Annotated in this window: 27 protein-coding genes; 17 read left to right on the plus strand and 10 right to left on the minus strand. The window is 69.3% G+C overall.

What is annotated here, in order from left to right; translation table 11 throughout:
* On the minus strand, positions 1–210 hold a 210-nt coding region (locus TSO221_RS00165; protein WP_146208654.1), incomplete at its 3' end, for a PAS domain S-box protein.
* A gap of 265 nt (positions 211–475) precedes the next feature.
* Here TSO221_RS00165 and TSO221_RS00170 point away from each other — a divergent pair.
* From TSO221_RS00170 to TSO221_RS00195, 6 genes are all read left to right on the plus strand, one after another.
* Positions 476–799: an EscU/YscU/HrcU family type III secretion system export apparatus switch protein gene (locus TSO221_RS00170; RefSeq protein WP_247877850.1), complete on the plus strand. Its 324-nt coding sequence runs from the start codon at positions 476–478 to the stop codon at positions 797–799.
* Positions 796–1,113 carry a hypothetical protein gene (locus TSO221_RS00175; protein WP_109116461.1) on the plus strand — a complete coding sequence of 106 codons (318 nt, stop codon included), beginning with the start codon at positions 796–798 and terminating at the stop codon, positions 1,111–1,113. Before TSO221_RS00170 ends, TSO221_RS00175 begins: the two co-directional genes overlap by 4 nt.
* Before the next feature lie 10 nt (positions 1,114–1,123).
* Positions 1,124–1,459: a flagellar biosynthetic protein FliO gene (locus TSO221_RS00180; protein WP_109116462.1), complete on the plus strand. Its 336-nt coding sequence runs from the start codon at positions 1,124–1,126 to the stop codon at positions 1,457–1,459.
* Positions 1,456–2,202, plus strand: coding sequence for a flagellar type III secretion system pore protein FliP (fliP, locus tag TSO221_RS00185; protein ID WP_109116463.1), 747 nt, complete (start codon positions 1,456–1,458; stop codon positions 2,200–2,202). Before TSO221_RS00180 ends, fliP begins: the two co-directional genes overlap by 4 nt.
* 328 nt (positions 2,203–2,530) lie before the next feature.
* Complete coding sequence (locus TSO221_RS00190) at positions 2,531–4,429, plus strand: potassium transporter Kup (protein ID WP_109116464.1); 1,899 nt, start codon at positions 2,531–2,533, stop codon at positions 4,427–4,429.
* An 83-nt stretch (positions 4,430–4,512) separates the two neighbouring features.
* The gene (locus tag TSO221_RS00195; protein WP_146208655.1) at positions 4,513–4,857 is read left to right on the plus strand and encodes a hypothetical protein; all 345 of its coding nucleotides are present in this window, start codon (positions 4,513–4,515) and stop codon (positions 4,855–4,857) included.
* A gap of 4 nt (positions 4,858–4,861) precedes the next feature.
* Here the strand turns inward: TSO221_RS00195 and TSO221_RS00200 are convergent, their stop codons facing one another.
* Both TSO221_RS00200 and TSO221_RS00205 read right to left on the minus strand, forming a co-directional pair.
* On the minus strand, positions 4,862–5,878 hold the full coding sequence (locus TSO221_RS00200; RefSeq protein WP_348770242.1) for a lysophospholipase: 1,017 nt from the start codon (positions 5,876–5,878) through the stop codon (positions 4,862–4,864).
* The gene (locus tag TSO221_RS00205) at positions 5,865–6,863 is read right to left on the minus strand and encodes an ABC transporter ATP-binding protein (protein ID WP_109116466.1); all 999 of its coding nucleotides are present in this window, start codon (positions 6,861–6,863) and stop codon (positions 5,865–5,867) included. The genes TSO221_RS00200 and TSO221_RS00205 overlap by 14 nt, the downstream gene beginning before the upstream one ends.
* Before the next feature lie 147 nt (positions 6,864–7,010).
* Between TSO221_RS00205 and TSO221_RS00210 the strand changes: the two genes are divergently transcribed.
* Positions 7,011–7,190: a zinc-finger domain-containing protein gene (locus tag TSO221_RS00210; protein WP_109116467.1), complete on the plus strand. Its 180-nt coding sequence runs from the start codon at positions 7,011–7,013 to the stop codon at positions 7,188–7,190.
* A gap of 178 nt (positions 7,191–7,368) precedes the next feature.
* On the opposite strand, the gene TSO221_RS00215 is transcribed toward TSO221_RS00210, so the two are convergent.
* The 4 genes from TSO221_RS00215 to TSO221_RS00230 form a co-directional block, all read right to left on the minus strand.
* Positions 7,369–7,899 carry a copper chaperone PCu(A)C gene (locus TSO221_RS00215; protein ID WP_109116468.1) on the minus strand — a complete coding sequence of 177 codons (531 nt, stop codon included), beginning with the start codon at positions 7,897–7,899 and terminating at the stop codon, positions 7,369–7,371.
* A 270-nt stretch (positions 7,900–8,169) separates the two neighbouring features.
* Complete coding sequence (locus TSO221_RS00220; protein WP_109116469.1) at positions 8,170–8,583, minus strand: DUF2946 family protein; 414 nt, start codon at positions 8,581–8,583, stop codon at positions 8,170–8,172.
* 79 nt (positions 8,584–8,662) lie between these two features.
* The gene (locus TSO221_RS35250) at positions 8,663–9,052 is read right to left on the minus strand and encodes a response regulator (RefSeq protein ID WP_158283956.1); all 390 of its coding nucleotides are present in this window, start codon (positions 9,050–9,052) and stop codon (positions 8,663–8,665) included.
* Positions 9,049–10,527 carry an HWE histidine kinase domain-containing protein gene (locus TSO221_RS00230; protein WP_158283957.1) on the minus strand — a complete coding sequence of 493 codons (1,479 nt, stop codon included), beginning with the start codon at positions 10,525–10,527 and terminating at the stop codon, positions 9,049–9,051. Before TSO221_RS00230 ends, TSO221_RS35250 begins: the two co-directional genes overlap by 4 nt.
* Before the next feature lie 420 nt (positions 10,528–10,947).
* On the opposite strand from TSO221_RS00230, the gene flgB reads away from it, so the two are divergent.
* The 9 genes from flgB to alaS all read left to right on the plus strand — a co-directional run bounded on the left by flgB (position 10,948) and on the right by alaS (position 21,296).
* On the plus strand, positions 10,948–11,355 hold the full coding sequence (gene flgB / locus TSO221_RS00235; protein ID WP_109116471.1) for a flagellar basal body rod protein FlgB: 408 nt from the start codon (positions 10,948–10,950) through the stop codon (positions 11,353–11,355).
* A 39-nt stretch (positions 11,356–11,394) separates the two neighbouring features.
* Positions 11,395–11,805 carry a flagellar basal body rod protein FlgC gene (gene flgC, locus TSO221_RS00240; protein WP_109116472.1) on the plus strand — a complete coding sequence of 137 codons (411 nt, stop codon included), beginning with the start codon at positions 11,395–11,397 and terminating at the stop codon, positions 11,803–11,805.
* A gap of 26 nt (positions 11,806–11,831) precedes the next feature.
* Positions 11,832–12,137, plus strand: a complete 306-nt coding sequence (fliE, locus tag TSO221_RS00245; RefSeq protein ID WP_109116473.1) for a flagellar hook-basal body complex protein FliE — start codon at positions 11,832–11,834, stop codon at positions 12,135–12,137.
* A 48-nt stretch (positions 12,138–12,185) separates the two neighbouring features.
* Positions 12,186–12,461, plus strand: a complete 276-nt coding sequence (locus tag TSO221_RS00250; protein ID WP_109116474.1) for a flagellar biosynthetic protein FliQ — start codon at positions 12,186–12,188, stop codon at positions 12,459–12,461.
* The gene (fliR, locus tag TSO221_RS00255; RefSeq protein ID WP_109116475.1) at positions 12,461–13,231 is read left to right on the plus strand and encodes a flagellar biosynthetic protein FliR; all 771 of its coding nucleotides are present in this window, start codon (positions 12,461–12,463) and stop codon (positions 13,229–13,231) included. Before TSO221_RS00250 ends, fliR begins: the two co-directional genes overlap by 1 nt.
* A 17-nt stretch (positions 13,232–13,248) precedes the next feature.
* Complete coding sequence (gene flhB / locus TSO221_RS00260) at positions 13,249–14,328, plus strand: flagellar biosynthesis protein FlhB (protein WP_109116476.1); 1,080 nt, start codon at positions 13,249–13,251, stop codon at positions 14,326–14,328.
* Between the two features lie 35 nt (positions 14,329–14,363).
* Positions 14,364–16,871, plus strand: coding sequence for a PAS domain-containing sensor histidine kinase (locus tag TSO221_RS00265; RefSeq protein WP_247877851.1), 2,508 nt, complete (start codon positions 14,364–14,366; stop codon positions 16,869–16,871).
* Positions 16,872–17,164: 293 nt separating this feature from the next.
* On the plus strand, positions 17,165–18,247 hold the full coding sequence (recA, locus tag TSO221_RS00270) for a recombinase RecA (protein ID WP_109116478.1): 1,083 nt from the start codon (positions 17,165–17,167) through the stop codon (positions 18,245–18,247).
* Between the two features lie 379 nt (positions 18,248–18,626).
* The gene (gene alaS, locus TSO221_RS00275) at positions 18,627–21,296 is read left to right on the plus strand and encodes an alanine--tRNA ligase (protein WP_109116479.1); all 2,670 of its coding nucleotides are present in this window, start codon (positions 18,627–18,629) and stop codon (positions 21,294–21,296) included.
* Between the two features lie 67 nt (positions 21,297–21,363).
* Here the strand turns inward: alaS and TSO221_RS00280 are convergent, their stop codons facing one another.
* On the minus strand, positions 21,364–21,720 hold the full coding sequence (locus tag TSO221_RS00280; protein WP_109116480.1) for a DUF962 domain-containing protein: 357 nt from the start codon (positions 21,718–21,720) through the stop codon (positions 21,364–21,366).
* Between the two features lie 103 nt (positions 21,721–21,823).
* Here TSO221_RS00280 and TSO221_RS00285 point away from each other — a divergent pair, with 103 nt between their 5' ends.
* Positions 21,824–22,669 (plus strand): MoxR family ATPase, encoded by an 846-nt coding sequence (locus TSO221_RS00285; protein WP_109116481.1) that lies wholly within the window; start codon positions 21,824–21,826, stop codon positions 22,667–22,669.
* A 69-nt stretch (positions 22,670–22,738) separates the two neighbouring features.
* On the opposite strand, the gene ccoG is transcribed toward TSO221_RS00285, so the two are convergent.
* Complete coding sequence (gene ccoG / locus TSO221_RS00290) at positions 22,739–24,205, minus strand: cytochrome c oxidase accessory protein CcoG (protein WP_109116482.1); 1,467 nt, start codon at positions 24,203–24,205, stop codon at positions 22,739–22,741.
* Positions 24,206–24,305: 100 nt separating this feature from the next.
* On the minus strand, positions 24,306–24,857 hold the full coding sequence (locus tag TSO221_RS00295) for an HD domain-containing protein (protein WP_109116483.1): 552 nt from the start codon (positions 24,855–24,857) through the stop codon (positions 24,306–24,308).
* Between the last annotated feature and the right edge of the window lie 40 nt (positions 24,858–24,897).

The following is a 24,897-nucleotide window of genomic DNA, read 5'->3' on the forward strand; positions in this document are numbered from 1 at the left end:
GGCGAACGCCTCGCGCCGGCCGGGATCGACGTACAGCTGGCCGGCGATGTCGGTCAGGTTCTCGACCAGCTCGGCCACCGAGTCGTAGCCGTAGATCCGCGCCAGCGACGGATTCACCCGCAGATAGCGGCCGTCGATGGTGGTCTGGTAGATGCCCTCGACGGCGTTCTCGAAGATGCTGCGGTACTGGGCCTCGGTGTCCTGGCTCATCGGCAGCGCTCCAAGTGACGCGGCGGGCATTCCTTCGGCGAACAACATGTGGCGACTCGAACAGCTGGCCGGACGGCCGGATCCGACTTATGGCGTAGCATAGCCCGGAACAACTCTGGAATGTGTTTCAAAAAAACTACCGCTGAAAAGCTTTTGTTACCGGATTGTTGTGCGGCAAACCGGCGCGGCCCAGGTTTTTCATTCTTCGTTAAGCATGTTCGGCAAGGATGCGCGGACCTTCCACGGTTCATCGGCGGATTCTGCCTTGTCCGACCCGTCCCCCAACGCCCGCGCCAAGCCGCAGCGCCCCGTGGCGGTCGCGCTGAGCTACGAGCTGGGCCAGCCGGGCCTGCCGAAGGTCGTGGCGACCGGCCGCGGCGCCGTCGCCGAGCAGATCCTGGAGGTCGCCTTCGCCAACGGCGTGAAGGTGCGCGAGGACGCCGACCTCGTGGAGATCCTCTCGGCCCTCGACCTGGACAGCGAGATCCCGGTGGAGGCCATCGTCGCGGTGGCGGAGATCCTGTCGCACGTCTACCGTGCCAACGGAAAGCTGCCGCCGAAGGCGGACACGCCGGAGGCCACCCCGTGACCCTGCACCACGATCTGACATCGCTCTCCGCCGTGCTGGCGGAGGCCGTCGCCCAGGCCGAATCGGGCGCGCTGGTCGATCTCGCCGGGCTGGACGCCCGCGTGGGATCGCTGTGCGCCGCCGCCGCGGCGCTGCCGCGCGACGAGGGCAGGGCGCTGCTGCCCGACCTGGAAGCCCTGACCGGCGCGCTGAACGCGCTGGCCGGCACGCTGGCGCGCCAGCGCGAACTGGCCCAGGGCGACGAGACCCACACCGCCCGCCAGCGGGCCGCCGCCGTCTACGGGCGCCCGGCTGCTCCGCCAGAGGAAGGCTGACGCCGGCCCCATGGACATCGACACCTATTTCCGCTTCTCGCTGGCGCTGGTCTTCGTCATCGCGCTGTTCTTCGTGCTGACGCTGCTGCTGCGCCGCTTCGGCTTCGGCAACGCCGCGGCGACGCCGCGCCGGCAGCGCCGGGTGTCGGTGGTGGAGGTGGCGCCGCTCGACGCCAAGCGCCGGCTGGTGCTGGTGCGCCGCGACGAGGTGGAGCACCTGATCCTGCTCAGCGGCAACGGCGATCTGGTGATCGAGCCGGGCATCCGCGCCGGCTTCCGCGAGGCGGTGGCCGCCGTGCAGGCCGACACTCCAAGGGCCGACACGCCGAAGGGAGGCGAGGCATGACCCGCGCGCGGCTTCTCCTCGCGCTGCTGCTGGCGCTGGGTATGGGCGTGCTGGCCGGGCCGGCGCTGGCGCAGAGCCTGACCTTCGACATGGGCGAGGCCGGCGGCTCGACCACCGGCCGCATCGTGCAGATGGTGGCGCTGATCACCGTGCTGTCGCTGGCGCCGTCGATCCTCATCATGATGACGGCGTTCACCCGCATCGTCATCGTGCTGTCGTTCCTGCGCCAGGCGCTGGGCATCCAGCAGGTGCCGCCGAACACGGTGCTGGTGTCGCTGGCGATGTTCCTGACCTTCTTCATCATGGCGCCGGTTCTGGAGCGCTCCTACAACCAGGGCATCGACCCGCTCATCAAGGAGGAGATCAGCGAGGCGGAGGCCTTCAACCGCACCCTGCTGCCCTTCCGCGAGTTCATGCTGCGCCACACCGCCGAGAAGGACCTGAAGCTGTTCGCCGACATGGCGCGCATCGAGACCATCGCCGAGCCGATCGCCACGCCCATGCAGGTGCTGGTGCCGGCCTTCATGATCTCGGAGATCAAGCGGGCGTTCGAGATCGGCTTCCTGCTGTTCCTGCCCTTCCTGATCATCGACATGGTGGTGTCCTCCATCCTGATGTCGATGGGCATGATGATGCTGCCGCCGACTATGGTGGCGATCCCGTTCAAGATCATCTTCTTCGTCTTGGTGGACGGCTGGTACCTGATCGCGGGGTCTCTCGCCCGAAGCTTCGGGACGCTGTAACGCACTTGCCCCCACCCCAGCCCTCCCCCGCTGCGCAGGGGAGGGGGCCTTTCCTTGCCCTCCCCTGCGCAGCGGGGGAGGGAGGGGACCCGCGCCGAAGGGCGCGGGGAGGGTGGGGGCAAGCAAACCGCGGCGATCGTTTGTGTGCACCGCAACGCGTGTGGCGTTGTGCCGCTTGACATTCGAGCCGAATTGTCGCGTTACAATGATCGCTCCGACCGACCTAAGGCCAGGGTGCCACGCCTAGCAGACACGCTTCCGTCCCCGACGTTTCCAGCCGACGGGCTCAAGGCTCTCCCCCACCACCCACAGGTCCCGACCCCACTCCATGTCCGCCACGACACTGAAGGCCGCGGAGCCCGACAAGGGCCGGTTCGCGGCGCTCACGCTCGGTGCGCTCGGCGTCGTCTTCGGCGACATCGGCACCAGCCCGCTGTACACCCTGCGCGAATGTTTCTCGCCGGAGCACGGGCTGCCGCTGACGCCGGAGAACATCCTCGGCATCATGTCGCTGATCGTGTGGGCGCTGGTCGTCACGGTGTCGGTGAAGTACGTGCTGTTCGTGATGCGCGCCGACAACAAGGGTGAGGGCGGCATCCTGTCGCTGCTGGCGCTGGCGACCAGCAGCCGCCCCGACGCCACCGGCCGCCTGACCAAGCTGATGGCGCTGGGCCTGTTCGGCGCCGCGCTGTTCTACGGCGACGGCATGATCACCCCGGCGATCTCGGTGCTCTCCGCGGTCGAGGGGCTGGAGGTGGCGCAGCCCGGCCTGCACGAGATGGTGGTGCCGGTCACCGTCTGCATCCTGATCGTGCTGTTCGCCATCCAGAGCCACGGCACCGGCAAGGTCGGCACGCTGTTCGGGCCGATCATGATCGCGTGGTTCGTCACGCTGGGCCTCGCCGGGCTGGTCGAGGTGGTGCAGGAGCCGCACATCCTCGGCGCCGTCAACCCGCTGTACGCGATCAACTTCTTCCGCAACAACGGCGTCATCGCCTTCCTGGTGCTGGGCTCGGTCGTGCTGGCGGTCACCGGCGGCGAGGCGCTGTACGCCGACATGGGCCATTTCGGCCGCATCCCGATCCGCACCGCGTGGTTCTACGTGGTGCTGCCGTCGCTGCTGCTGAACTATTTCGGCCAGAGCGCGCTGCTGCTCGGCGACCCGGCGGCGGTGCGCAGCCCCTTCTACCTGCTGATGCCGGACTGGGGCCTGTACCCGATGATCGGGCTGGCGACGCTGGCCACCGTCATCGCCAGCCAGGCGGTGATCTCCGGCGTCTTCTCGCTGACCCGGCAGGCGGTGCAGCTCGGCCTGTGCCCGCGCCTCGACATCCGCCACACCTCCAGCGAGGAGGAGGGGCAGATCTACATCCCGCGCGCCAACTGGGGCCTGCTGCTGGGCACCATCGGGCTGGTGGTGTGGTTCCGCTCGTCGTCGAATCTCGCCGCCGCCTATGGCATCGCGGTGACCGGCGACATGGTGATCACCACCATCCTGGCACTGGTGGTGGCGCACCGCCGCTGGCGCTGGCCGGTGCCGGCCTGCCTGGCGCTGGGCGGGCTGTTCCTGTCGGTGGACCTGTCGTTCTTCTCGGCCAACGTCATCAAGATCCCGCACGGCGGCTGGGTGCCGCTGGTGATCGCGGCGATGACGCTGGGCCTGATGTCGACGTGGCGGCGCGGCCGCGCCGTGCTGGCCCGCCGGCTGGCCGAGGAATCGCTGCCGCTCGAGCAGTTCATCAAGCGCACCGTGAAGTCCAACGACATCCACCGCGTCAAGGGCACCGCCGTGTTCATGACGTCGAGCGGCGACACCGTGCCGATCGCGCTGCTGCACAACCTGAAGCACAACCAGGTCATGCACGAGCGCGTGATCTTCGTGACCGTGCTGGTCGAGGACGTGCCGCGCGTCCCCGCCAAGGACCGCGTGCTGGTCGAGGGGCTGGCCGAGGGCTTCTACCGCCTGACGGTGCGCTACGGCTTCTCGCAGGAGCCGAACATCCCCAAGGCGCTGCGCCTGTGCAAGGCGTTCGGCGTGGAGTTCGACCTGATGGCGACCTCGTTCTTCCTCGGCCGCGAGACGCTGATCCCGCGCATCAACCCGCAGATGGCGCAATGGCGCGAGAAGCTGTTCGTGGTGATGTCGCGCACGGCGGTGTCGGCCACCGACTTCTTCAAGATCCCGCCGAACCGCGTGGTCGAGTTGGGCACGCAGGTGCAGTTGTAGCCACGAGCCCTCCACCAAACCCCTTGCGCCGCCCCCGCCGATCGTTTGAGATGGCCGGACCGCATCCCACCACGGGCCGCTCCATGCGCAAGGCACTCGTTCTGGCATCCATGCTGGCCCTGGCATCCCCCACCGCGCAGGCGGCGCCCTCGGGGATGATCGGCTGGGGCTGCTCGCTCGCCGGCACGGCCGCGGTCACCGCCGCGGTGGTCATCAACGCGCAGACCCTGGGCAGCGTGGTGTCCGGCGCCGCGGTGGCGCCGCTCAGCCCGGCGCTGCTGTACGGCGGCCTGGGGGCGATCATGGTGTCCAGCGTCTGCGCGCTGGGCTACCACGTGGTGCCGGTGTTCGTGTCGCCCAGCAGTCCCGCGCCGGTGCCGGTCTTCCCGGCGACCGGCGGCCGCCGCGTGGCGCAGCTGGACCCCTGAGCGCTCAGCCGCCGGACGGCGACCGGTTGCCGGAGGCCACCAGCTCGCGCGGGGCGCGGTCGGCGCCGCTGGCCAGCGGGATGTCGGGGGTGCGGATCCACGCGGCGACGTCGCGCACCACCGTCTCGCCCTTCAGGTCGCGCAGCAGCATGTGGTAGCCGTCCGGGTAGACCGCCACGGTGTGCCGGGCGTTCGAGCCCAGCGCGGTGATGGCGCGCTTCACCGGCCGGGGCGGCAGCACCTGCTCGTGCGCGCCGTACAGCACCAGCGTCGGCACCTCCAGGCGGTCGCAGGCCTGCAGCGCCTCGTCCATCAGGTCGGTCAACCCCTCCAGCGCATCGACGCGGCTGCCCTTGATGACCAGCGGGTCGCGGCCCAGCGCCCGCAGCATCTCGATGTTGTCGGAGGGCCGGATGTTCAGCCCCTTGGGCGCCGTCACCGTCATGCCGGGCACCAGGTTGTAGCTGATCCACAGCGCCGCGCGCGGGAAGAAGCCCATGGTCTCGCGGCCCCAGACGGCGGGGGCGACCAGGATGGCGCCGTCCACCTTCGGCGCGTCGCGGCGCGTCAGGGTGGCCAGCGTCACCGCCCCGCCCATGCTCTCGCCCATCAGGTAGACCGGCACGCCGGGGTGCCTGGCGCGCACCAGCTCGACGGCAGCGCGGGCGTCGGCGATCATGGTGTCCTTGCCGGCCCAGACGCCGGGCGACCGGCCGGCGCCGAAGCCGCGCTGGTCGTAGGCGTAGGTGGCGATGCCGTAGTCGGCGAAGCTCCGCCCCGTGCCCTCGAACGCCCTGGAGTAGTCGTTGAAGCCGTGCAGCGCGACGACCGCGGCGCGCACCGGCTGCTGCTCCGGAAGCCAGGAGCGCAGCGGCAGCGCCACGCCGTCCGCGGCGATGATGGCGGTGTCGGTCAGGCGGGCCGGCGTCACGCTCGTTCCCATCGGCTGGTAGTTGGCGGCGCAGCCGGCCAGAACGGTTGCAGCGACGGCCAGGGCAGCGATCCGGTCACGCAGCGCCACGGGATACCTCGTTGTCATGGGCGCCGGCGGTGAGCTGGAGGAAGATGTCCTCCAAATCCGACTCCTCGGTGGAAAGATCGACGACGGACAGCCCGGCCGCCCGCACCGCCGCCAGGATGGCGTCGGCCTTCTGCCGGCTCGGCTGGTAGCGGACCACGAGGCGGCGCGGCTCGGTCAGCTCGGCGTGCAGCGCGGCCAGCGGCTCGGGCACGGCGTCCAGGTCGCGGTCCAGCTCGAAGGTCACGGCTTTGGCGTCCACCCGGCGCAGCAGCTGCGTCTTGGGCTCGCAGGCGACGACCTCGCCGTGGTTGATGATGGCGATGGTGTCGCACAGCTCCTCCGCCTCCTGGAGGTAGTGCGTGGTCAGCAGCACCGTGGTGCCGGCCTTGTTCAGGCGGCGCACGTGCTCCCACAGCAGGCGGCGCAGCTCGATGTCCACCCCCGCGGTCGGCTCGTCGAGCACCAGCACCGGCGGCGTGTGCACCATGGCCTTGGCCACCATCAGGCGCCGCTTCATGCCGCCCGACAGCGTCCGGGCGTAGGCGTTCGCCTTGTCGGACAGGCCAACGGCGGCCAGCAGCTCGTCGGTGCGGCGCTCGCCCTTCGGCACGCCGTAGAGGCCGGCCTGCAGCTCCAGCATCTCGCGTGGCGTGAAGAACGGGTCCATGTTGAGTTCCTGCGGCACCACGCCGATCGACGCGCGGGCCTGCCGCGGGCTGATGTCGATGTCGGTGCCCCAGATGCGGACCTCGCCGGCGGTCTTGTTGACCAGCCCGGCCATGATGTTGATCAGCGTCGACTTGCCGGCGCCGTTCGGCCCCAGCAGCCCGAACAGCGAGCCGCGCGGGATCGTCAGGTCGATCCCCTTCAGCGCGTGCTTCGGGCCGGAGCGGCCGGAGCCCTGGTACACCTTGGTCAGGCCGCGGATCTCCACGGCGTTGGCGGGCAGCGGGATGGGGGACACGGGAACGGTGGTCTCGGCCATGGCGTCGGTCGGGCTCGCGGAAAAGGTCACGTCCGGTGAGTTTAAGACCATTGATTGGAAATGCGCGATCGGTATGATCCCGCCGCACCCCACCGCATCTTAGCGCCGGGTCGATCCGAAGTGTGTGTCAAAAGGGGGGAGGATCCCATGCAGCCCATCGAAACGATCCAGGTCGAGACGGAGACGGTCGGCTGCGACGGCGGCGGCGGCGCCCTCGGGCATCCGCTGGTCTATCTGACGCTCGGCAAGGAAGGCCGCGTCGACTGCCCGTACTGCTCGCGCCATTTCGCGTTGAAGGAAGGCGCCAAGGTCGCGCACGGCCACTGATCGGCCGCCGGGAGCCCGCCCCCTGACCTTCCGGACAGGGGTGACGGCGGCGCCCGGACGTGGTTGAAGCGACGGAGCCGCCCGGTTATGGCGGTGTTCCGTCGCATTTCAAACAGGTACGCCCCGCGTTTCTCGACTTCGCCCCGGACGGCTTGGCGCCGTCCGGGGTTTCCGTGCGTCAGTTGGTCTTGTGCTGACCGCCCTGGGGCATGGGGTGCATGGGCTGGCCGTGCTGCGCCGGGGCGCCCGGATGCATGGAGTGCGCGCCGGGCGCCGTCATGGCGCCGGCCTCCTGCACCGGCACCTCGACGGTGACGGCGCCGGCCTTGGCGAAGGTCAGCGTCACCGGGAAGCTGGCGCCGGGCTTCAGCGGCTGCTTCAGCCCCATCAGCATGATGTGGTTGCCGCCGGGGCGCAGCACCTGCGGCTCGCCGGGGGCGACCTCGAAGGCCTCGACCGGGCGCATCTTCATGACGCCGTTGTCCATCAGGTGGGTGTGCAGCTCGGCCTTGTCGGCGACCGGGCTGCTGGCCGAGACCACGCGGTCCGGCTCCTTGCCGGTGTTGACGATCTCCAGGTAGCAGGCGCCGTTCGGCGCGTTCGGCGCGCTGGCGCGGGCCCACGGCGACGAGACGGCGATGTCGGCGGCGACGGCCGGGGCGGAGAGGGCCAGCGCGCACAGCGCGGCCAGCGTGGGCAGAACCTTCATGGCGGAGTCCTTTGTGGTTTCTTGTGCTCCTGGACGCCACCAACACCGTCATCCCCGCGAAAGCGGGGATCCAGCCGGTTCAGTCGCGTCGCCGGGAGCCCTGGATCCCCGCTTTCGCGGGGATGACGACGAAAGAGTGCTTGAGGCGCATGACGTGACAAGCCGCCGGCGCCGGTGCGGTCGCGGCGCGCCGGGGTCCGTCCCGCGGAGGAAGGATTGGACGGACTCATAGCGCGGCCGGCGGCGCACCGGCGCCGCGGCGGTCGGGGATCAGGCGCGGGCCGGGGGCGCGTGGCCCGGCGGGCCGTCCATGTAGGGCGGCTGCACCACGTCGAAGGACACCACCGGCAGCCGGTCCGCCGCGGGCGGCGGCGGGGGCGGGGCCAGCGCCAGGGCCGGCGGTGGCGGCGCGACCGCGCCGGGCGCGGCGGTGCAGACCGGGCAGTGCACGGGTTTGGCGGCCGGTTGCCCTCCGGCGCTGCCAGTCCCGTCCTGCGCCGGGCCCGCGGCCGGCGTGACCGAGCAGATCTCGTCCAGGTCGCTCGCCGCCGCCGCCGTGGCGGCGTGGATGGTCAGCGCGGTCTGGGCGAGCAGCGCCAGCACCGCCAGTCCCGCGGCCAGCCGCCGCCACGTCCCGGCCGGGACGGCGTCGGTGGTGCGGGTGCTGGACTTGGGCAAGCGCATGGGCTCCGGTCGGGCGATCGTTGCGGCCCGTACAGTACCACAGCGTCGCGGTCGGACAACTGCGGCATCTGGTCCGGGCTCAGCCCTCCAGCGCCCGCGTCAGCCCGCGCACCAGCGAGGCCTCGGTGAACGGCTTCTGCACCATCGGCCAGCGGCGGTAGCGGCGCAGGACGTTCTCCTGGTCGTAGCCGGTGACCAGCACGAAGCGGATGCGGCGGGCGTCCAGCGCCTCGGCCACCGGCAGCACCTCCTCGTGCGTCAGGTTGATGTCCAGCGTGGCGCCGTCCACCGGGGTGGCGTCCAGCAGCCTCAGCGCGTCGCGCGTCGTCGCCACCGGGCCGACCACCTCGCAGCCCTGGTCGGCCAGCGTGTCGGCGATCATCATGGCGACCAGCGCCTCGTCCTCGACCACGAGGATCCGGCGCCCGGCCAGCGGGCCGGCGGGCTCTGTCCCGGTATCGGCGTTCACTCTTGGCCGTCCCGCTCCAGCGCCCGGTACGGCACGCTGATGGCGCAGCGCACGCCCTCCGGCTCGAAGGCCAGTTGGATGCTGCCGTTCAGGTCGTAGGCCAAGCCCTGCTCGATGACGCGCGAGCCGAAGCCGCGCCGCGTCGGCGGCGCCACCGGCGGGCCGTCGCGCTCGCGCCACCGCACCTCCAGCCGGCGTTCGCCGCCGCCGGCGTCGGCCAGCGACCACGTCACCTCGATCCAGCCCTGCGGGACGGACAGCGCGCCGTACTTGGCGGCGTTGGTGGCCAGCTCGTGGAAGGCGAGGCTGAAGGCCACCGCCGCCTTCGGGCCGATGCGCAGCGGCGGCCCGGACAGCCGCACGCGGCTCCGTTCCGCGGTTTCGTGGGGGGCGGTCTCCAGTTCGATCAGCGTGCGCAGATCGGCGCCCAGCCATTGCGTCTCGGTCAGCAGGTTGTGCGCCTGCGACAGCGCCGCCAGGCGGCTGGTGAAGGCGGCGCGGAACGCCTCGGGCGCCGGGGTGTGCCGCAGCGTCTGCATGGCGATCGACTGCACCGTCGCCAGCGTGTTCTTCACCCGGTGGTTCAGCTCGTTGATCAGCAGCCGCTGGTGCTCGGCGGCGCGGCGCTCCTGGGTGATGTCCAGCGTGGTGCCGAACAGCCGCACCGGCATGCCGTCCTCGAACGCCGCCCGGCCGCTCTCGGCCACCCAGTGCTCCATCGGGTCGGTCGGGTGCAGCACCCGGTACTCCACCGTGTAGTCGGGGGTCTCGTCGGCCAGGATGCCGGCGATCGCCTCGGCGCGGATGTGGCGGTCGGCGGGGTGGATGGTCGCCTCGAACACCGCGCGGTCCATCGGCGATCCGACCGGAACGTTCTGCGGCAGGCCGCGCAGCACCCGGCAGCGCTCGGACACGATCATGGTGTCGTCGGCGAGGTCGAGGTCCCACGTTCCCAGCCGCGCCAGCGCGACGGCGAGGCGCAGGCGCTCCTCGCTGCGGCGCAGCCCGGCCTCCAGGTCCTTGCGGCGCAGCACCTCGCGGGTCAGCGCGTGGACCTTCTCGGTCAGCACGGCGAAGCTCGGCGCCGCCTGCGGGCGCGGCCGGCAGCGCAGCAGCACGGCGCCGGATGCTCCGCGCACCGCGGCGCCCTCGCAGACGAGGTGTGTGTCGGCACCCTCGGCGCCGCGCAGCGCCAGCCCGCCGGGGATCGGCTGCAGGGTGCCGGCGCAGCGCCCCAGGTAGGCCGCCAGCTCGTTTGCCGGGGCGGTGGACAGCTCGGCCAGCGGCCGGCCCGCCAGCGCGCCGCGCGGCTGCCCGAGGTGGGCGGCGAAGGCGCCGTTGGCGTGCAGGATGCGGCCGTCGCCGCCGACCAGCGCCGCGGGTTCCGGCAGCAGGTCGATGACGCCCTCGGCGGCGGCGTGCCCGGCGGCCTCGGGAAGCGTGGCCGCCATATTGGTGTGGATCACCGTGCTCATCGCGGGGTCAGTGCCGGTTGCCGGGAGCGGTTCGCACGTACAGCGAGCACAGTAAGATGTCGCGCTCAAGTGGGATGTCGAGACCACGCAGGTCCGCGCGGACATCGATCGGACCGGCCATCGAAGACTTCTCCCGTACTTGCGCCAAAACCCTCAGTTCGGCTATGGTATTGCGGTAATTCAGAAATTTCCCGCTGGCCAGACCGTAGCATGGGGCATCGGCGGACGGACACCCGCCCGATCGTTTTACCCATTTCGGACGTGGTGCGAGCGGAGCCGGGAACTCCCGGCAAATTGCGTCAAATGCCAAATATTCAGGCTTTGTTAACGAAGAACGGCGAGGATCGGAATGACCCGGTGTGCCGGGCGTCCCGCGCCGGTGCGGGACGGGATCACCCCTGGTGGACGGGGCAGGGCGCCATGGACCTCAGCAACCTCGGGCTTTTCAAGCTCATGTCGCGGAAGATGGACTGGCTGACCCAGCGCCAGGAGGTCGTCGCGCAGAACATCGCCAACGCCGACACGCCGGAATACAAGGGCCGCGACCTCAAGCCCTTCAACTTCCGCGACGCGCTGGCCGACAGCCGCCGCCTGACCCCGACCGCCACCAGCGCGACCCACCTCAACGGCACGGTGCCGGCCGGCGGCAGCAACAAGGAACAGCGGGTGCGCAACCCGTACGAAACCGCGCCGGACGGCAACAACGTCGTCATCGAAGAGCAGATGATGAAGCTGTCCCAGAACAGCATGGACTACCAGACGATCACCAACCTCTACAAGAAGCAGGTCGGTCTGCTGAAGACCGCGATCGGCCGTGGTGGCCAATAGGATGCCCACTGAGGTTCAAGGATAAGGGCGGAGGGTCGGATGGATCTCTACAAGGCCATGACGGTGTCGGCGGCGGGCATGAAGGCGCAGGGCACGCGCCTGAAGGTCATCGCCGAGAACCTCGCCAACGCCAACACCACGTCGGAGACGCCGGGCGACATGCCGTACCGGCGCAAGGTCGTCACCTTCCAGAACATGCTGGACCGGCAGGCCGGCGTGGACACCGTGCGCGTCAACAAGATCGGCGTGGACAAGAGCGACTTCCAGCGCAAGTACGACCCGACGCATCCCAGCGCGGATTCGGAGGGCTACGTGCTGATGCCGAACGTCAACACGCTGGTCGAGGCGATGGACATGCGCGAGGCGCAGCGCTCCTACGAGGCCAACCTGTCGGTCATCGAGGCGTCGCGCACCATGCTGAACCGCACCGTCGAACTGCTGCGCACCTGATAGCCTGAATTCCGGGGAACACCGCCATGGTCGCCAACGTCGCCAACGCCGCCGCCGCCTACGCCAGCACCGCGCTGAAGACCTCCGGCGTGGGCATGACCCCGCGCGACGAGGGGCCGAGCTTCGGCGCGCTGCTCCAGGAGGCGGCGAAGGACGGCATCGACACCCTGAAGAAGGGCGAGGCGCTGACCGCCAAGGCCGCCGTCGGCCAGGCCGACATCGCCGACGTGGTGCAGGCGGTGACCAACGCCGAAATGACCCTGCAGGCCGCCACCAACATCCGCGACAAGGTGATCGGCGCCTACCAGGAAATCCTGCGCATGCCGATCTGACGGCGCGCCGGGGCTCCCTTACGACCGAAGTGCCATGAACGAAACCCCATGAATGAAACCGATGTCGTCGAGATCTGCCGCACCTCGATCATCACCCTGCTGATGGTGGCGGGACCGATCCTGCTGATCGAGATGGTGCTGGGCACGGTCATCTCGGTGTTCCAGGCGGTGACCCAGATCAGCGAGCAGACGCTGGCCATGGTGCCGAAGGTGCTGGTGGTGTTCGGCCTGTCGATCCTGCTGATGCCCTACATGCTGAACGAGCTGGTGCACTTCTTCCAGGCGGAGGTCGCCGACCGGATCGTCGCCATCGGCACGCACTGATGGGCGCGCTCCAGGTCCTCGTCGGCGACCAGCTCTACGTCTGGATCATCGTCTTCATGCGCATCGGCGCGGCGTTCATGGCGATGCCGGGCTTCGGCGACCAGTTCGTGTCGACGCGCACGCGCCTGCTGCTGGCGGTGGCCGTCACCTTCGTGGTCTCCCCCGTGCTGCGCCCGCAGCTGCCGGCGGAGCCGACGCACGTGCTGCGGCTGACCACGCTGATGATCGGCGAGATCACCGTGGGCGTCTTCCTCGGCACCGTGGCGCGCCTGCTGTTCAGCGCGCTGGAGGTGGCGGGCTCGGTCATCGCCACGCAGTCGGGCCTCGCCAACGCGCAGATCTTCAACCCGGCGATGGCGTCGCAGGGCACGCTGCCGGCGGCGCTGCTCGGCTGGCTGGGGCTGCTGCTGATCTTCCTGACCAACCTGCACCACGTCATGATCATGGCGGTGGTGGACAGCTACACGCTGTTCCGGCCGGGGGCGGCGCTGCCGATCAACGACATGGCCAACATGATCGGCCGGCTGGTGGCAAAGAGTTTCGTCATCGGTCTGCAGATGTGCGCGCCGTTCATCGTCACCGGCATCATGTTCGCGCTGGCGCTGGGCCTGCTGAACAAGCTGGCGCCGCAGATCCAGGTGTTCTTCCTGTTCATGTCGACGCAGGTGGCGCTCGGCCTGTTCCTGTTCGCCATCACGCTGTCGGCGATGATGATGTTCTGGCTGGGCTACTTCGAGTCCACCTTCATCGAATTCCTGAATCCGGCCTGAGGACGTGAGGGGAGCCCATGTCCGAAGACGCCGATGACGCCTCCAAAACAGAAGAGCCGACAGCCAAGAAGCTCGACGACGCGCACCGCAAGGGCAGCTTCCCGGTCAGCCGCGAGATCCACAACTGGCTGATGCTGGCGGCGGCGCTGGTGCTGCTGATCGGGGTGCTGCCGGGGACGGCGGCGGGGCTGCAGCGGCGGCTGGCCTTCTACATCGAGCACATCCACGAGATGACCATCGACCGCGGCAACGCCGGCATGCTGCTGCTGCGCGCGGCGAAGGACATCTTCTGGGCGCTGTGGCTGCCGGTGCTGCTGCTGCTGATCGCCGGCGTGCTCGGCTCGATCGCGCAGACCGGCTGGATCGTGGTGTGGGAGAAGATCGTCCCCAACCTGGAGAAGATCAGCCCGCTGGCCGGCTTCAAGCGGGTGTTCGGCAGCATCAACCAGCTGATCGAGCTGGTGAAGGGCATCGCCAAGATGGCGGTGGTGGGCGGCGTCGCCTACTTCGCGCTGCTGCCGATGGTGACCTCGGTCGAGCACTTCACCGGCATCGACGTCATGGCCCTGCTGGCCGAGATGAAGGAACTGACCTACCGCCTGTTCGTGGGCGTGCTGGCGGTGCTGACGCTGATCGCCGGCGGCGACATCTTCTGGCAGCGCCACACCTACAACAAGCAGATGAAGATGACCAAGCAGGAGGTGAAGGACGAGTACAAGCAGCAGGAAGGCGATCCCATGGTCAAGGCCAGGGTCCGCCAGCTGCGCATGGAGCGCACGCGCAAGCGCATGATGGCCAACGTGCCGCACGCCGACGTGGTGGTGACCAACCCGACCCACTACGCCGTGGCTCTGAAGTATGACCCCGAAAGCATGGGGGCGCCCACCGTGCTGGCCAAGGGCGTCGATGTCATCGCCCTGAAGATCCGTGAGATTGCGAAGGAATCCGACGTTCCCATCGTCGAGAACCCGCCGCTAGCCCGCGCGCTCTACGCCACGGTCGAGATCGACGAGGAGATTCCCGGCGAACATTATCGTGCGGTGGCGGAACTCATCACCTATGTTTTCAAGTTGAAAGGGCGTTCGGTCGGGGGCTGACGGATGCCTCGGCGAACCGTTGCGGGTATTCACGGGTGAACGAAGCATCGTCCATGGTGGAGGGGGCTTTGCGTCCGGCGCGCGGCCGGGCCGGGGCCGCGCCGGGCTCGCTCCTGGCGGCCGCCATGCAGCTGGCCGCCGGCGGCGGTCTGGCGGCGATGGCGGCCGGGCTGGCGCTCGGCCTGGACGCGCTGGCCTGGGCCGGCACCGCGCTGGCGGCGGCCGGCATCGTGGCGCTGGGCGTGCGCGCCGCCCGGCTGCGCCGTCGCGTGGCGCACGACGAGGCGCTGCTGACCGGCGCGCTGGAGGGGCTGGGCAGTGGCCAGCTGGTCACCGACGCCATCGGCGGCGCCGTGTTCGTCAACAGCGCCTTCCGCACCCTGGTCGACGCCGCCCCCGGCGAGGCGCCCCTGCAGGCGCTGGAACGCCAGCTCGGCTCCGACCCCGACAGCCTGTCCGAGTTCACCCGCGTGCGCGAGCGCGCCCGCGCCGGCATCCCCGCGGCGGCCGAGCTGACCGTGCTGCGCGAGGGGCGGAATCCGGAATGGCGCCGCGTCCAGGCGCAGCCGATCGCCGCCTTCCCCGGCGCCGTGCACTGGCGCGTCGAGGACATCACCGCGCGCCGGGAACTCGAGCACGTCATGCTGCGCGAGCAGGCCAAGCTCGTGGACTTCATGGACCACGCGCCGGTCGGCTTCTTCTCGGTGGACCAGGACGGCGTCTTCCTGTTCGTCAACGCCACGCTGGCCAAGTGGCTGGGCTGCACCCCGCGCGACCTGGTGGACGCCGGCCGCACCCTGCACGACGTGCTGGCCGGCCCGCCGCGCAACGCCAAGCCCTACGACCTGTTCGACGGCGGCGGCGCCGAGCAGCGCGGCGAGCTGGCCATGCGCGGCCTGCAGGGCCGGCGCTTCCAGGCCTCGGCGGCGCAGACGGTGGTGGTCTCCGACGACGGCAGGACGGTGCACACCCGCTCGGTAATCCGCGACCTGACGCCGGAGCGCGAGTGGCAGGAAGCCCTGCGCCTGTCCGAGCAGCGCTTCCAGCGCTTCTTCGAGGACGCGCCGGTGGGCATCGCGCTGCTCAACGAATCGGGCGTCCTGTCGGAGTGCAACCACGCCTTCCTGGCGTTGATCGGCGCCGAGGGGCCGCAGGTGATCGGCCGCCCCTTCGCCGACCTGATCGAGCCGAAGGAGCGCGAGATGGTGGCCGAGCGGCTGACCAGCGTGGTCCGCGGCCACGACCCCGAGGCACCCCTGGAGGTGCGCATGACGGCCGGCCGCGACCTCGTGGTGCAGCTCTACGCGCGGCGCCTCGGCGGGGTGGGCAGCGAGGGCGGCGCCGGCCTGATCCTGCACTTCATCGACATGACGGAGCGCAAGAACCTCGAGGCGCAGTTCGCACAAAGCCAGAAGATGCAGGCGGTCGGCCAGCTGGCCGGCGGCGTGGCGCACGACTTCAACAACCTGCTGACCGCGATGATCGGCTTCTGCGACCTGCTGCTGCTGCGCCACAAGCCCGGCGACCAGTCGTTCAGCGACATCATGCAGATCAAGCAGAACGCCAACCGCGCCGCCAACCTGGTGCGCCAGCTCCTCGCCTTCTCGCGCCAGCAGACCCTGCAGCCGCGCATCCTCAACGTCACCGACGTGCTGGCCGAGCTGTCGAACCTGCTGCGCCGCCTGATCGGCGAGAACATCGAGCTGCGCATGCTGCACGGCCGCGACCTCGGCCTCATCAAGGTGGACCAGAACCAGCTGGAGCAGGTGATCATCAACCTCGTGGTCAACGCCCGCGACGCCATGCCCGGCGGCGGCAAGCTGACCGTCGCCACCTCCAACTACACCGTCACCACGCCGGAGCGCCGCGAGCACGAGATCATCCCGGCCGGCGAGTACGTCTCCATCGACGTCATCGACACCGGCCACGGCATCCCCAAGGAGAACCTGCAGCGCATCTTCGAGCCGTTCTTCTCCACCAAGGAGGTCGGCTCCGGCACCGGCCTCGGCCTGTCCACCGTGTACGGCATCGTGCGGCAGACCGGCGGCTTCATCTTCGTCGATTCGGCGCCGGGGGAGGGGGCGAAGTTCTCCATCCTGCTGCCGCGCCACCAGGGCGAGTCGCGGCCCGTCGAGACCGAGCCGCGCGAGCGCCGCGGCAGCGACCTCACCGGCTCCGGCACCATCCTGCTGGTCGAGGACGAGGACGCGGTGCGCGTGTTCTCCGCCCGCGCGCTGCGCAACAAGGGCTACCAGGTCGTCGAGGCGAAGAACGGCGAGGCCGCCATGCAGCTCCTGACCACGGAGGGCGCCAAGGTGGACCTGATGATCACCGACGTGGTGATGCCGCAGATGGACGGCCCGACGCTGGCCCGCAACGTGCGCAAGATGCGCCCGGACATGAAGGTGATCTTCATCTCCGGCTACGCCGAGGACCGCTTCAAGGACGAGCTGGACGGCGGCGACAACGCCGCCCACTTCCTGCCCAAGCCGTTCTCCCTGAAGCAGCTGGCGTCGAAGGTGAAGGAAGTCATCAAGGGTTAGAACCCCTCTCCCGCCCCGGGAGAGGGAGGGGCCCGCGCGGAGCGCGGGAGGGTGAGGGTAAATCCAAGGATCCTCGCGCTACCCTCACCCGGCCGCCTGCGGCGGCCACCCTCTCCCGGGACGGGAGAGGGAAACGCGACCCCACGCCGCATTGACATTCTCACACAAACAATTCCCTCTCCAAAAACCGGAACGTTCCGTGAAAACGCCCTTGCGAACAGGAACAAAGAGAGTACATTAAGCCCTGCACCCCAGCCAGATGACCGTGTTGAACTGAGGAAGGGAAACGGGCAATGTCGTCGTCCGCACAGCTCCGATTGGTGGAAAAGGACTCCATGGACAAGCAGAAGGCCCTGGACGCCGCGCTGAGCCAGATCGAGCGCGCCTTCGGCAAGGGCTCGATCATGAAGCTCGGGGCGCGCGAGGCGACGGTCGAGACGGAGGTGATCTCGACGGGTTCGCTCGGCCTCGACATCGCCCTCGGCATCGGCGGCCTGCCGCGCGGCCGCATCATCGAGATCTACGGGCCGGAAAGCTCGGGCAAGACCACGCTGGCGCTGCACGCCATCGCCCAGGCCCAGAAGAACGGCGGCACCTGCGCCTTCGTGGACGCGGAGCACGCGCTCGACCCGACCTACGCGCGCAAGCTGGGCGTGAACGTCGATGAGCTGCTGATCTCGCAGCCCGACGCCGGCGAGCAGGCGCTGGAGATCGCCGACACGCTGGTGCGCTCCGGCGCCATCGACGTGCTGGTGGTCGACTCCGTGGCGGCGCTGGTGCCGCGCGCCGAGCTGGAGGGCGAGATGGGCGACAGCCACGTCGGCCTGCACGCCCGCCTGATGAGCCAGGCGCTGCGCAAGCTGACCGGCTCGATCTCGAAGTCGCGCTGCCTGGTGATCTTCATCAACCAGATTCGCCTGAAGATCGGCGTGATGTTCGGCAACCCGGAGACCACGACGGGCGGCAACGCGCTGAAGTTCTACGCCTCGGTCCGCCTGGACATCCGCCGCATCGGCGCCATCAAGGACCGCGAGACGGTGGTCGGCAACCAGACCCGAGTCAAGGTGGTGAAGAACAAGATGGCCCCGCCGTTCCGCGTGGTCGAGTTCGACATCATGTACGGCGAGGGCGTGTCGAAGGTGGGCGAGCTGCTCGACCTGGGCATCCAGGCCGGCGTGGTCGAGAAGTCGGGCGCGTGGTTCAGCTACGACGGCACCCGCATCGGCCAGGGCCGCGAGAACGCCAAGACGTATCTGCGCAACAACCCCGACACGGCGAAGTCCATCGAGGACAAGATCCGCGGCAACGCCGGCCTCGTCGCCGACGCCATGATGGGCACCCCGGAGACCGACGGCGACGCGTCCACGCCGGAGTGACCGGCGAGGGGCCTTGCCCCTCGCGCACCCCACCAAGGGCCGGTCGGCCCTTGGATCCCGGGACAAGAAGGCGCTGCCCAAAAGGCGGCGCCTTTCCTTTTATCCCCTCTGGGGAGAGGGTTAGGGTGAGGGGGCCCTGCACAGCGTCAGTTGCGGGCCTATCCCCTCTCCCGCCCCGGGAGAGGGTGGCGCGCAGCGCCGGGTGAGGGTGCCGCCGAGGATCCAAGGCGAATGCAACCACCCCCTACCAGCCGTTTCATAGCGTTTCACGGCGTCTCATCCGCCGCTGGCCTTGTGTGGACAGCCACCCCAAGTCACGCTAAAAGCACCCGTTCGGCCTATTTTCGGCCCGATCCGCGCACCGGAGCCTGACGATCCCATGCAGACCGCCAACGACATCCGCACCACGTTCCTGGACTACTTCGCCAAGCACGGCCACCAGAAGGTGGACTCGTCGCCGCTGGTGCCGCGCAACGACCCGACGTTGATGTTCACCAACGCCGGCATGGTGCAGTTCAAGAACGTGTTCACGGGTGCCGAGTCCCGTCCGTACAAGCGCGCCGCCACCTCGCAGAAGTGCGTGCGCGCCGGCGGCAAGCACAACGACCTGGACAACGTCGGCTACACGGCGCGCCACCACACCTTCTTCGAGATGCTCGGCAACTTCTCGTTCGGCGACTACTTCAAGGAAGGCGCCATCGAGATGGCCTGGGGGCTGATCACCAAGGAGTTCGGCCTGCCGGCCGACAAGCTGACGGTGACCGTCCACACCTCGGACGAGGACGCCGCCGCGCTGTGGCGCAAGATCGCCGGCCTGCCCGACGAGAAGATCATCCGCATCCCGACCGACGACAATTTCTGGCGCATGGGCGACACCGGCCCGTGCGGCCCGTGCTCGGAGATCTTCTTCGACCACGGCCCGCAGGTGCAGGGCGGCCCGCCGGGCTCCGAGGATCAGGACGGCGACCGCTTCATCGAGATCTGGAATCTCGTGTTCATGCAGTACGAGCAGCTCGGGCCGGACAACCTCGTCCCGCTGCCCAAGCCCTCGATCGACACCGGCATGGGCCTGGAGCGCCTCGCCGCCGTCCTCCAGGGCAAGCACGACAACTACGACATCGACCTGATGCGGGCGCTGATCGTCGCCTCGGCCGAGGCGACCAAGACCTCGCCGGACGGCGCGCAGGCGGTGTCGCACCGGGTGATCGCCGACCACCTGCGCTCGACCTCGTTCCTGATCGCCGACGGCGTGCTGCCGTCGAACGAGGGCCGCGGCTACGTGCTGCGCCGCATCATGCGCCGCGCCATGCGCCACGCCCACATGCTGGGCGCCCGCGAGCCGCTGATGCACCGCCTCGTCCCGGCGCTGGTCCAGCAGATGGGCGACGCCTACCCCGAGCTGGTGCGCGCCCGCGCGCTGATCGTCGAGACCCTCAAGCTGGAGGAGACCCGCTTCAAGCAGACGCTGGAGCGCGGCCTGAAGCTGCTGGAGGAGGAGGAGGGCCGGCTCGACGGCAACGCCGCGCTGCCCGGCGACGTGGCGTTCAAGCTGTACGACACCTACGGCTTCCCCCTCGACCTGACGCAGGACGTGCTGCGCGCCAAGGGCCGCCCGGTGGACGAGGCCGGCTTCAAGGCGGCCATGGACGAGCAGCGCCGCAAGGCCCGCGAATCCTGGGCCGGCTCCGGCGAGGCGGCGACCGAGAAGCTGTGGTTCGAACTGAAGGACGAGCTGGGCGCCACCGAGTTCTTCGGCTACGACACCGAGGTCGCCGAGGGCAAGGTGACCGCGCTCGTCAAGGGCGACGGCCGCGTCGAGCAGGCCGGCGTCGGCGACGAGGTGCTGGTCATCGTCAACCAGACGCCGTTCTACGCCGAGTCGGGCGGTCAGGTCGGCGACACCGGCGTCATCTTCTCCGCCGACGGCGTCGAGGTGGTGGTCAAGGACACCCTGAAGAAGCTGGGTGCCGTCTGGGCGCACCAGGGGACCGTCACCAAGGGCACGCTGAAGGTCGGCGACGTGGTCGAACTGCGCGTCGATACGGAGCGCCGCGCCGCCATCCGCGCCAACCACTCGGCCACCCACCTGCTGCACAAGGCGCTGCAGAACCGCCTGGGCGAGCACGTGACGCAGAAGGGCTCGCTGGTGGCGCCGGAGCGTCTGCGCTTCGACATCTCGCAGCCGGTCGGCCTCAGCGCCGCGGACATCGCCGCGGTGGAGGCGGAGGTCAACGCCCGCATCCTCGGCAACAGCGCGGTGGTCACCCGCCTGATGAGCCCGGACGAGGCCAAGGCGTCCGGCGCCATGGCGCTGTTCGGCGAGAAGTACGGCGACGAGGTGCGCGTCGTCTCCATGGGCGGCCCGCACGGCGAGCTGGAGCGCGACTACTCGGTCGAGCTGTGCGGCGGCACGCACGTGCGCCGCACTGGCGACATCGGCATCTTCAAGATCGTCGCCGAGGGTGCGGTGGCCGCCGGCGTGCGCCGCATCGAGGCGCTGACCGCGCAGGGCGCCGCCAGGTACCTCGCCGAGCGCGAGCACCTGCTGGGCGAGGCCGCCTCGGCTCTCAAGGTCCGTCCGGAGGAGGTGCCGTCGCGTGTCGCCGCCCTGGTGGACGAGCGCCGCAAGATGGAGCGCGAACTGGCCGATCTGCGCCGGCAGGTCGCCATGGGTGGCGGCGCCAAGTCGGATGGCGGCTCCGCGGCCAAGGAGATCAACGGCGTGAAGTTTGCCGCCCGTGTGGTGGACGGCCTGCCGGCCAAGGACCTCAAGCCGATGGCCGACGAGTTGAAGAAGCAACTCGGCTCCGGCGTGGTGGCGCTGGTGGCGACCAACGACGGCAAGGCGTCCATCGTCGTCGGCGTCACCGACGACCTGACCGGCCGCATCAGCGCGGTCGATCTGGTGCGCGTCGGCGCCGAGGCCTGCGGCGGCAAGGGCGGCGGCGGCCGTCCTGACATGGCCCAGGCCGGCGGCCCGGACGGCTCGCTGGCCAACGCCGCGGTCGAGGCGATCGAGAAGGCGATTTCTGAGAAGGTGGTGGCGTAAGTCGCGTCACTTGCCCCCACCCTAACCCTCCCCCGCTTCGCAGGGGAGGGAACTCCGCCGCCAGCCCCTAAAGCCCTCCCCTGCGGAGCGGGGGAGGGTTAGGGTGGGGGCCAGAGTCGGCGACACCGTACCGCTCCATCTCGCTCCCCAGCCGCCCGCACAGCGCCAGCCCCGCCATGCGGAAGTCCCCGGCGAGCGACTTGAACGGCGCCTCGAACGTCTTCGGCCGGTTCCTCTCGACCACGAAGTGCCCGAACCAGGCAAAACCGTAGCCCGCCACCGGCGCCGCCGCCAGCAGCCGCCAGTCCCACAGGACGACCGCCCCCACCAGCAGCCCGGTGGCCAGCATGGTGCCGGTCACGTGCAGCGCGCGGTTGACCGGGTTGCGGTGTTCGGCGAGGTATTCCGGCCAGAACTCGCCCATGCCTGTCCTCCCTCTTGGAACGTTCCGAACGGTTCGTCTCTTGAAAGGATAGGCGCAATCCTGGATGGTTGCAGGCCCAAGCGAAAAGAACGGGACGGATTCGATGCGTTTCACCGGCACCGACACCTACGTCGCCACCGAGGACCTGATGGTGGCGGTCAACGCGGCGATCACGCTGGAACGCCCGCTGCTGGTCAAGGGCGAGCCCGGCACCGGCAAGACCGTGCTGGCGCAGGAGATCGCCCGGGCCCTGAACAAGCCCCTCATCCCCTGGCACATCAAGTCGACCACCAAGGCGCAGCAGGGCCTGTACGAGTACGACGCGGTCAGCCGTCTGCGCGACTCCCAGCTCGGCGAGGAGCGGGTGCACGACATCGCCAACTACATCGTGCGCGGCAAGCTGTGGGAGGCCTTCGAGATGCCGGAGGCGCCGGTCCTGCTGATCGACGAGATCGACAAGGCCGACATCGAGTTCCCCAACGACCTGCTGCTCGAACTCGACCGCATGGAGTTCCACGTCTACGAGACGCGGCAGACCGTCAAGGCCCGGCAGCGCCCGATCATCCTCATCACCTCGAACAACGAGAAGGAACTGCCGGACGCCTTCCTGCGCCGCTGCTTCTTCCACTACATCCGCTTCCCCGACAAGGAGACCATGGAGCGGATCGTCGAGGTGCACTACCCCGGCCTGAAGCCGGCCCTGCTGCGCGAGGCGATGGCGCTGTTCTACGACCTGCGCGAGGTGCCGGGCCTGAAGAAGAAGCCCTCCACCTCTGAACTGCTGGACTGGATCAAGCTCCTGATGGTCGAGGACGTGGACCCCGAGACGCTGCGCGCCAAGGACGCCCGCAAGCTCATCCCGCCGCTGTGCGGCGCGCTGCTGAAGAACGAGCAGGACGTGCACCTGCTGGAGCGGTTGGCGTTCATCGCGCGGCGCGAGGGCCGCTGACGGGATCCAAGGGCCTGCGGCCCTTGGCGGAGGGAGCGCGAGGGAGGCAGTGCCTCCCTCGCTTTCCTTCTACGGCGCCATGAACACGCTCTTGTGCGTTCCGACCTCACCGGTCCCCGTCTCGGTGACCATGAGCGTCACGTCCGTGGACCCGCTCTTCGCCTTGTCCTGCGGCAGCTTCACGAACACCCGGTAGGTCGCCACCGAATCCGGTCCGGCGGTGATCGTCAGCGTGTTCCCATGCCCCTCCAGGCTGGCGGCCGACAGCTCCGCGTTGTCGAGCCCCTGGAGCGCCAGGGTGTAGGTGCGCGGATCGTGCGTCTTGTTCAGCACCTTGACGGTGTAGGCGTTCTGCACCGAGCCGTCCGACAGCGCGACGAACAGCGGCGCGCGGTCGCGCAGCACGTTGACGTCCACGGTCGCCCGCATCATCAGGCTGACGAACATGGCGCTGGCCACCGTCAGCAGGATCAGGCCGTAGACGATGGTGCGCGGCCGGACGACGCGCGGCTTGACGATCTTGCCCTGCGCTTTCGCCACCTGGTCGTTCTGGGTGTCGAACAGGATCAGGTCGCGCGGCCGGCCGATCTGGGCCATCACGTCGTTGCAGGCGTCCACGCACAGGCCGCAGCCGATGCAGGAGATCTGCTGCCCCTTCCTGATGTCGGTGCCCGTCGGGCAGACGTGGACGCACACCTTGCAGTCGATGCAGTCGCCGTAGCCCTCGGCCTCGCGCTCGCCCCAGCCCTGCGACTTGCGCAGCGGGCGGCGGCCTTCGCCGCGCCAGTCCTGGTAGGTGACGATGTAGGTGTCCTCGTCCACCATGGCCGACTGGAAGCTGCGCCACGGGCAGACGTAGATGCACACCTGCTCGCGCGCCCAGCCGGCGAAGAAATAGCAGGTGGCGCTGAACAGCGCCGCGAAGCCCAGCACGGTGGCGGAGGCCTGGCCTGCCAGCAGATCGCGCATCAGCGTCGGCGCGTCGTTGAAGTAGAACACCCAGGCCCCGCCGGTGGCGACGCCGATCAGCATCCAGGCTATGTGCTTGGCGGTCTTGCGCAGCGCCTTGTTCGGCGTCATCGGCGCCTTGTCGAGACGGATGCGCTCGGTGCGGCTACCCTCGATCTTCGTCTCGACCCAGATGAACAGGTCGGTCCACACCGTCTGCCAGCAGGCGTAGCCGCACCAGACGCGGCCGAACAGCGTGGTGGCGCCAAACAGCCCGATGGCGGCGAGGATCAGCAGGCCGGTCAGGTAGTAGACCTCCTGCGGCCAGATCTCGATGAAGAAGAAATACAGGCGCCGGCCGGGCATATCGACCAGCACCGCCTGGTCGGGGATGCCCGGGCCGCGGTCCCAGCGGATCCACGGCGTGAGGTAGTAGATCGCCAGCAGGACGATCACCGCCGCCCATTTCAGCCGGCGGAAGGTGCCCGTCACCGCGGCGGGGTAGACCTTGGGGCGATTGATGAACCAGTGGCGGCCGGGTTCGTCCGCGGCCGAGGGATTGGAAGCGGCGTGCGTGCTCAGGGACATGGGATCCTCGTGCCGGGGAGGCTCGGCTTTCGATCCGTTCTAGATTTCCCTAATGTACGCCGTCTGTGACCAAGTCACATTGAGCTATCGCAATGGCGGATCAGGACTTTTTGCCGCGGAGCTGGTCCAGCCCGTCGCGGTAGGCGGCGTCGAACAGCGCCTCCAGGTCGGCGTTGATGCCGCGCAGGCCCTCCACCACGCGGGCGGCCCACTCGAAGTATTCGATCTTGCGCTCCAGCGTCCAGGCGTTGGGGGGGCTGGTCTGCATGGAGCGCAGGTTGCTGATCTTGTCGGCCAGCTTCACCAGCTTGGCGCGGTGCGAGGCGTGCGGGGCGGAGTCCACCTGCCGCTGCTTGCGCTCGTCCTTGGTCAGGCGCTTGTCGTCGGTGACCTCGGCGACGATGGAGGCGATCTCGGCGCCGAAATGCTCCTCCAACTCCTCGCGGGTGGCGTCGGTGTCCTCCAGCGTGTCGTGCAGCACGGCGGCAACGACCGCGTTCGGGTCCTGGCCGTTGGTCGCCTGGGCGACGAGGCGCGCCACCTCGATCAGGTGGTTGACGTAGGGTTCGCCGCGCACGCCTTTGCGGCGGTGGTCGGTGTGCTTGCCGGCGGCGAAGTCGAGGGCGACGGCGAACTGGACGAGAGGGTTCATGCGCTGTTTTCCTGAGGATGCGCTATAATGCCGCCCCCGC

Source organism: Azospirillum sp. TSO22-1 (assembly GCF_003116015.1).
Taxonomy (GTDB): Bacteria; Pseudomonadota; Alphaproteobacteria; order Azospirillales; family Azospirillaceae; genus Azospirillum.

Excerpts from the sequence above, each read along its gene's own strand:
- flhB (WP_109116476.1), top strand. The coding sequence starts at position 13,249 with ATGTCCGAAGACGCCGATGACGCCTCCAAAACAGAAGAGCCGACAGCC.
- flgC (WP_109116472.1), top strand. The coding sequence starts at position 11,395 with ATGGATCTCTACAAGGCCATGACGGTGTCGGCGGCGGGCATGAAGGCG.
- TSO221_RS00250 (WP_109116474.1), top strand. The coding sequence starts at position 12,186 with ATGAATGAAACCGATGTCGTCGAGATCTGCCGCACCTCGATCATCACC.
- recA (WP_109116478.1), top strand. The coding sequence starts at position 17,165 with ATGTCGTCGTCCGCACAGCTCCGATTGGTGGAAAAGGACTCCATGGAC.
- TSO221_RS00215 (WP_109116468.1), bottom strand. The coding sequence starts at position 7,899 with ATGAAGGTTCTGCCCACGCTGGCCGCGCTGTGCGCGCTGGCCCTCTCC.
- flgB (WP_109116471.1), top strand. The coding sequence starts at position 10,948 with ATGGACCTCAGCAACCTCGGGCTTTTCAAGCTCATGTCGCGGAAGATG.
- ccoG (WP_109116482.1), bottom strand. The coding sequence starts at position 24,205 with ATGTCCCTGAGCACGCACGCCGCTTCCAATCCCTCGGCCGCGGACGAA.
- fliR (WP_109116475.1), top strand. The coding sequence starts at position 12,461 with ATGGGCGCGCTCCAGGTCCTCGTCGGCGACCAGCTCTACGTCTGGATC.
- TSO221_RS00190 (WP_109116464.1), top strand. The coding sequence starts at position 2,531 with ATGTCCGCCACGACACTGAAGGCCGCGGAGCCCGACAAGGGCCGGTTC.
- TSO221_RS00210 (WP_109116467.1), top strand. The coding sequence starts at position 7,011 with ATGCAGCCCATCGAAACGATCCAGGTCGAGACGGAGACGGTCGGCTGC.
- TSO221_RS00295 (WP_109116483.1), bottom strand. The coding sequence starts at position 24,857 with ATGAACCCTCTCGTCCAGTTCGCCGTCGCCCTCGACTTCGCCGCCGGC.
- fliP (WP_109116463.1), top strand. The coding sequence starts at position 1,456 with ATGACCCGCGCGCGGCTTCTCCTCGCGCTGCTGCTGGCGCTGGGTATG.
- TSO221_RS00230 (WP_158283957.1), bottom strand. The coding sequence starts at position 10,527 with ATGAGCACGGTGATCCACACCAATATGGCGGCCACGCTTCCCGAGGCC.
- fliE (WP_109116473.1), top strand. The coding sequence starts at position 11,832 with ATGGTCGCCAACGTCGCCAACGCCGCCGCCGCCTACGCCAGCACCGCG.
- TSO221_RS00205 (WP_109116466.1), bottom strand. The coding sequence starts at position 6,863 with ATGGCCGAGACCACCGTTCCCGTGTCCCCCATCCCGCTGCCCGCCAAC.
- TSO221_RS00285 (WP_109116481.1), top strand. The coding sequence starts at position 21,824 with ATGCGTTTCACCGGCACCGACACCTACGTCGCCACCGAGGACCTGATG.
- alaS (WP_109116479.1), top strand. The coding sequence starts at position 18,627 with ATGCAGACCGCCAACGACATCCGCACCACGTTCCTGGACTACTTCGCC.
- TSO221_RS00280 (WP_109116480.1), bottom strand. The coding sequence starts at position 21,720 with ATGGGCGAGTTCTGGCCGGAATACCTCGCCGAACACCGCAACCCGGTC.
- TSO221_RS00220 (WP_109116469.1), bottom strand. The coding sequence starts at position 8,583 with ATGCGCTTGCCCAAGTCCAGCACCCGCACCACCGACGCCGTCCCGGCC.
- TSO221_RS00180 (WP_109116462.1), top strand. The coding sequence starts at position 1,124 with ATGGACATCGACACCTATTTCCGCTTCTCGCTGGCGCTGGTCTTCGTC.
- TSO221_RS00195 (WP_146208655.1), top strand. The coding sequence starts at position 4,513 with ATGCGCAAGGCACTCGTTCTGGCATCCATGCTGGCCCTGGCATCCCCC.